Below are 5,533 nucleotides of genomic sequence, written 5' to 3' on the forward strand. Positions count from 1 at the left end.
CAAAGCCCAGTCTTGCAATAACAATCAAAACGGACCACTCAAGTGGGGCTGATCATTATTGATGAACTCACCGGTCGCCGCAATGACGTAACGAACGAAACCGAATTGAAGGCCATTGTGGACACCGCATGGACTGCCCATGGACCGACTAGACACGGCTACGCTTCGGAATATCGGCAAATTTCCGACGAGTTGCTACAATTCTTCTTTCGGCTGAAGGAGAGTGAAACCAGGCGTGTACCGCAATCCCTTTCGCTCCGGTTCGGCGACGTAGAAGTCGTAGTGACAGCTCATGAAGAGATCGAGACGGGACACACCACCGTGTTCCGGCGCATCCGAACAGGGCGCAAGACAAGCACCGCTGTTACCGCGCTTGATGCAGCAGCTTTTCAGATTGCTGCTGACGGTCGCGGCGAAGCGGAATTTGTTTATTTGACTGGTCGATCGCAAGATCGACTGTCAATGAAAAGTGCGCAGCTCGAGAACAAGAAAGCCAAGATCGCGGATGCATCGATCGCCATTCTAGAGGGGCGGTTTCCACCAATTCGAAGCGACCGATGCGCCCGTTGCCCCTATTTTTTCATCTGTAACCCGCTGCCGTCGGGCTTCCTCAGAAAAAAAATTGGAACCGGCTTACCGGATTCCACCTGACACCGCGATTGTCCTTGTGAAGGCGCAGACATGGCGTTTGCGGCCTCAAACAACACAAGGAAATCAAACATGAAACCGCAAGGAAACACTCCTCGTTTTCCGGTTCTCATCGCCGATGAGAGCCTTAAATTCAACAAGTGCGTCTTCGATGACCCGAAGGTTCTCGGGCGCCAACTGATCGAGGCCGCCGGCGGGCGTCCCGTCGACGAGCATGTAGCCATTGCCATTCTGCCCAATGGTGACTTTGAAGACATCCGGCTTGACGAAAGTTATGATCTGCGTGGTCGCGGTGCCGAGAAGGTGCTGGTCGCCCGTTCTGATCGGAGCTTCAAGTTCAAGATCGACGACGCCGATCTCGAATGGCCTCAGGCCTGCATCAGTGGCTTCGTGCTGCGCAAGCTGGCTAAGCTGTCAGCCAACTACAATCTCTGGCAGGAAATTCCGGGGCAGCATGACAAGAAAATCACTGATACTGACGTAATCAACTTGGCCGACGCAGGGGTTGAACGCTTCGTGTCACTCATTGATCAGACAACGGAGGGGGATGCTATTCCGTCGAAGGATCAGACCTACCTTACCGGTCGCGGCTACGGCTTCGACGTTATCGCAGAAGGTGGCAATACCGGCATCATCTTGAAGTCGGTGAAGTTGCCCTTTGGGAAGTTTAACTGCGAGATCGCCGACGTTCTGATCCTGCTGCCCAATGGCTATCCCGACTGCCCGCCCGATATGTTCTATGTCTCACCGAAGCTTTCTTTGGCGGGCACAGGGCAGGTGCCCAAAGCCTGTACCGTTGAGCACCACTTCGGCGGTCGCGTCTGGCAGCGCTGGTCGCGGCACAATAACGCTTGGCGCCCTGGCATCGATGGTCTTCACACCATGGTTGCCCGCGTGCGGACAGCTCTGGTGGAGGCTCGGGCCTGATGGTGACCTTGGATCTCATCCTGTTGGACCCGCACGAGGCACAAATCCGGTCCCTGCTGACGCAAGGGGCCGAATCAGAGCGTTCGGCCTACATGCTCTTTGGCATCGCCAACATCGAAACGGACCCTTGGACCAAGATGTCGCGTCTGCGTTTGGTTTCGCACAAGTTTGACAAGATCGGTGGCGACGCTCTTGACTCTGCTTCGGGACGGCATGTCACTTGGCAGACTGATGGTTTCATCCGGCTGTTGAACGACGCCAAGACAGCGGGTCTCGTACCGGCCCTTGTGCATACGCACCCGAAAGGCAAAGCAAAATTTTCTGAACAGGATGACCGCAACGAAGCTGAGCTTGCCCGTACCGCCCTTTTGAAGGGGATGCCAGGGCTGATCAGCATTCTCATCGCCGGGAATGGCAGCATATCCGCACGCATCTGGACGCAGACAGACAAGTTCGTCGACATCGGCAGGATCCTGCATTCCGGACCGCGCTTGCGTATCTCGGGTCTCAAGGGGTCTCCGGAGGCTTTTTTGGATCGTCAGGTTCGGCTGTTCGGTAAGGAGGCGTCGCGGCAGGTGTCTGGCTTTCGGTGTGGAATTGCGGGCGGGGGCGCTACGGGGAGCGCACTCCTGCCACTCCTATTGCGGCTCGGCGTCGATGAAGCGGTTCAATTCGACAAGGATGTTGTGGACGAGACCAATCTCAATCGCCTCCATGGTGCACGGCGCTCAGATGTTGATGCGAAGATGCCGAAAACTTCCATTCACACGCGAACTGTCTTGGAATCCGGCCTTGGAATGACATTGGTCTCAGTAAATGCCTGGGCTGGGCATCCGGCAACATGGGATGCGCTCAAAGCCTGCGATGTGGTCTTCTGCTGTACGGACGATCATGCCGGCCGACTGTTGCTGAACCGTTTTGCTCGATTCTACGGCATCCCCGTGATCGACGTGGGACTTGCCATGCAGCGACGGACAGACACCGCATACGATCTCTTCGCCCGTGTATCGACGCTTGTGCCCGGCCATCCCTGCCTTCTCTGTGGCGACTATGTCGATCCGCGCCACGCGCGTGAAGAAGCGCTTAGACGGAATGATTCTGACGCTTATCAGCGTCTAAAAGAGGAAGCATACGTCCTGGGAGAAGGCGACCCATCGCCGGCAGTCGTCACCTTCACGACCGAAGCAGCAACCATGGCGGTCAATGAGTGGCTCGCAGGCGTGACGGGACTTGCAGGAGCCGACGGTATGTTGCCCACGCGCATGCGGCGCTTTCACGCACGAGACGAACGCAGGCCGTTGGTCGAGTCACGAATCGGCTGTCCTTGTTGCTACCAGGCAGAGACGCTCGGTCGGGCGGATGTGCAACCTTTTTTGGAGATGGTGAGCTGACATGAAACGCCAGATTACGCAACTTCTCCGCCATCTCCGGTTGCTGCGCTTTGACCTATTGACCGACCGTAGCCCGTCCTTACCGGATAATTCATCAATCGTAGATCAGCGCCTCACAATCGTAGAAAGCGGTGGTGTCAAAAAATGGGTGTGCCTCAGATGCCCTGGTGGTTGCGGAGAGCTCATCAATCTCTCCTTGAACCCCAATCAGCGACCGCGCTGGACAGTTTCGGAAGACTTTTGGATGCGACCAACGGTCAAGCCGTCAGTACATCAACAAAACAAGTGCAGGTGTCATTTCTGGATTAAGCAGGGTCGCATCCATTGGTGTAAGGGTGGACTTCCTCAAGCTCATACAAGCGGGCGGTAGCATCGAACTTTCATTGCGATCGACGACTCGGTGTCGTATGTCCGCTTTCTGCCTAAGCTTGCCCCTTCTTCGCGGGAGAGTGTGAGGGCCGCGGGGTGGCCTCTGGTTCAAAGCGGACAAAAAACAGATTACGGAAGCAATACTCTCCCCATCCGATTTGCCCTTGATTGAGCCCCTGCCCTGGATTTGCATAACGTGCCTTATGAAACATCGCTCGGTGCTTCGGGGCGTCCCTTCTCAGCCCGAAAACTCAAACCTTTGTCTGGACAGCACACTTGCAGGCGGCTTCGTGTTACCGAGACTCTAATGGTAGCGGTGATGATTGTAATAGCGCTCGATGCTGACGTTGAGATCACCGGGCAGGAAGTAGTTTCCGGCAGGATGCGGATTCTTCAGGATTTGATGCCAGCGCTCGATCTTGCCCAGTGTTTGCGGAGGATAGGGCGCACCACGGACATGATGCTGAATAGCCCCTTCGATTTGTATTTATGCACATATCTTGTTTTAGTTGTAGCTATCAACAACTTTTCGATTGATTAAATACTCCCATTGATTGAGGTGATGCCGTGAGTGACAAGCCTGATCCGACTATCTCCGAAAAAATCGAAAACGCGGTTGAGGGGCTGCTCCGGTTCGGATCACGCATGTTCAATACGAGCTGGCTGATGTTGCGTCATCCGCTGCGATGCGGCGATATTCTGCTACAGGCGGATCGCGTGGAAAAACGTTACGTGTTGCCGCTGTCTTATCTAACCATCGGCGGCTTTATCTTCACGCTGGTGATAGCGGTCTATCCGTTCGGCATTCTCAACATACTGGACTTAATCTGGTTTGACGACGACATCAGCCGCAACATTTATCAGAACTTCGCCAGTGCGTTTTCAATCACTGGCTTGTTAACAGCCGCTTTTCCCGTCTTCTTTTCGGTTACGATCATCACTTATTTGGCTCAACACGTTCTCGTAGAAGCTGATAGCCGAGATGATTTCGCGATGATCAGCTATTATGTGTTTGGCTATCAGGCGTTGTTCTTTTTTATCGTGCTTTTCAGCTTGCTGTTTCTGGATGTATTGATCAGCGCGATTAACGGGCCTTACGTGGAAGAGCTCCTCGACGAGGCGCTTCAAGTCCTAATCGTGAACATCATCTTTGTTGCTCTTTTTGTCATATGGGTTTCAGCGATAATTACCCCCGCATTCGCGCTCACATACTGGCGTTTCCGGGCCTGGAAAGCGCATAAAACCAAGGCCGGTTTTCTGCGCGTGGCTGCGATGCCGCTCTATGCGATTTTAATGCTTACCGTCACTAGCTACGCGGCAAGCTTGCCTTCCGTGCTTAAAGACAAAGTTGCCAATGACTTGGTCAGAGTTGAGCTGGATTTCATCGGTGATTTATCGATTAATATGGCTGGCAACCTGAGCGATGGCTATGTCGCGGCAGTCACGATTGATCTGATCATTGACAATGCACCGGATGCGATCCTTGTCACCGAGAAACGCAATGTCAGCCTGTTCATTGAATTGGAGCCCGAAAGCGGGGAAACGGACCGGTTTTTCGCCGCTAAAACCACGCTGGAAGAACATGGTCAACCGGTCCAATTCATTCATATCGACCGAAAGCAATCAAAGGTTTATCGGATCTCAGGGAATATCGACCTAACCGAGACGGAGATCGCGCTCATACGTGCAAAAGCGAATGGTAAAGGCGAAAGCAATAGTTATGATTTTCTGGCAGGTGTCGAATTGTCTCGCGGTAGTGACAGATTCACCCGGCATGTATCATTAAGCGAGTCCGACGCGATTGCGAGTTTGAAGTAGTTGTCGGATTGGTTCTGATCAGCCCCACTTGAGTGGTCCGTTTTGATTGTTAGTGCATGACTGGGCTGTGGTCCATCTGGATGATGGTCTCCGGTGCCGGTGGTCGGTATCCCAAGGCGCTGTGTGGACGCTTGGTATTGTAGTGTTTCCTCCATTGTTCAATCAGGATTTGCGCTTCCTTCAGGCTGTAGAAGGTTTCTCCGTCAAGCAGTTCATCTCGGAAACGGGCGTTGAAGCTCTCGCAGTATCCGTTTTCCCATGGCGAACCAGGTTCGATGTACGCGGTCTTGGCACCCACAGCGTTGATCCAGTCCCTGACGGCTTGAGCAACGAATTCCGGCCCGTTGTCCGATCTGATGTAGGCTGGGACAGCCCGAAGA

At 53.9% G+C, this 5,533-nt stretch carries 7 protein-coding genes; 6 read left to right on the forward strand and 1 reads right to left on the reverse strand.

Features of this window, described 5'->3' with window-relative positions; genetic code table 11:
- The first annotated feature begins 42 nt into the window (after positions 1–42).
- The 6 genes from LA5095_RS31560 to LA5095_RS31585 all read left to right on the forward strand — a co-directional run bounded on the left by LA5095_RS31560 (position 43) and on the right by LA5095_RS31585 (position 5,153).
- Positions 43–651, forward strand: coding sequence for a PD-(D/E)XK nuclease family protein (locus LA5095_RS31560; protein WP_055391953.1), 609 nt, complete (start codon positions 43–45; stop codon positions 649–651).
- Positions 652–720: 69 nt separating this feature from the next.
- Positions 721–1,575 (forward strand): multiubiquitin domain-containing protein, encoded by an 855-nt coding sequence (locus LA5095_RS31565; RefSeq protein ID WP_055391958.1) that lies wholly within the window; start codon positions 721–723, stop codon positions 1,573–1,575.
- Entirely contained in the window at positions 1,575–2,966 is a 1,392-nt protein-coding gene (locus tag LA5095_RS31570) for a ThiF family adenylyltransferase (protein WP_055391954.1), read from the forward strand. Before LA5095_RS31565 ends, LA5095_RS31570 begins: the two co-directional genes overlap by 1 nt.
- Position 2,967: 1 nt before the next feature.
- Positions 2,968–3,336: a ubiquitination-like system serine protease family protein gene (locus LA5095_RS33385; protein WP_082465666.1), complete on the forward strand. Its 369-nt coding sequence runs from the start codon at positions 2,968–2,970 to the stop codon at positions 3,334–3,336.
- A gap of 306 nt (positions 3,337–3,642) precedes the next feature.
- Complete coding sequence (locus tag LA5095_RS33595; RefSeq protein ID WP_055391956.1) at positions 3,643–3,876, forward strand: hypothetical protein; 234 nt, start codon at positions 3,643–3,645, stop codon at positions 3,874–3,876.
- A gap of 26 nt (positions 3,877–3,902) precedes the next feature.
- A complete protein-coding gene (locus LA5095_RS31585) occupies positions 3,903–5,153 on the forward strand; it encodes a hypothetical protein (protein WP_055391957.1) in 1,251 nt (416 codons plus the stop codon).
- Between the two features lie 49 nt (positions 5,154–5,202).
- On the opposite strand, the gene LA5095_RS31590 is transcribed toward LA5095_RS31585, so the two are convergent.
- Positions 5,203–5,533 (reverse strand): integrase core domain-containing protein (locus LA5095_RS31590; RefSeq protein WP_145902531.1); only part of this gene is annotated, 331 nt, incomplete at its 5' end.

The sequence above is a fragment of the Roseibium album genome, assembly GCF_001404515.1.
GTDB classification, from domain to species: Bacteria; Pseudomonadota; Alphaproteobacteria; order Rhizobiales; family Stappiaceae; genus Roseibium; species Roseibium album.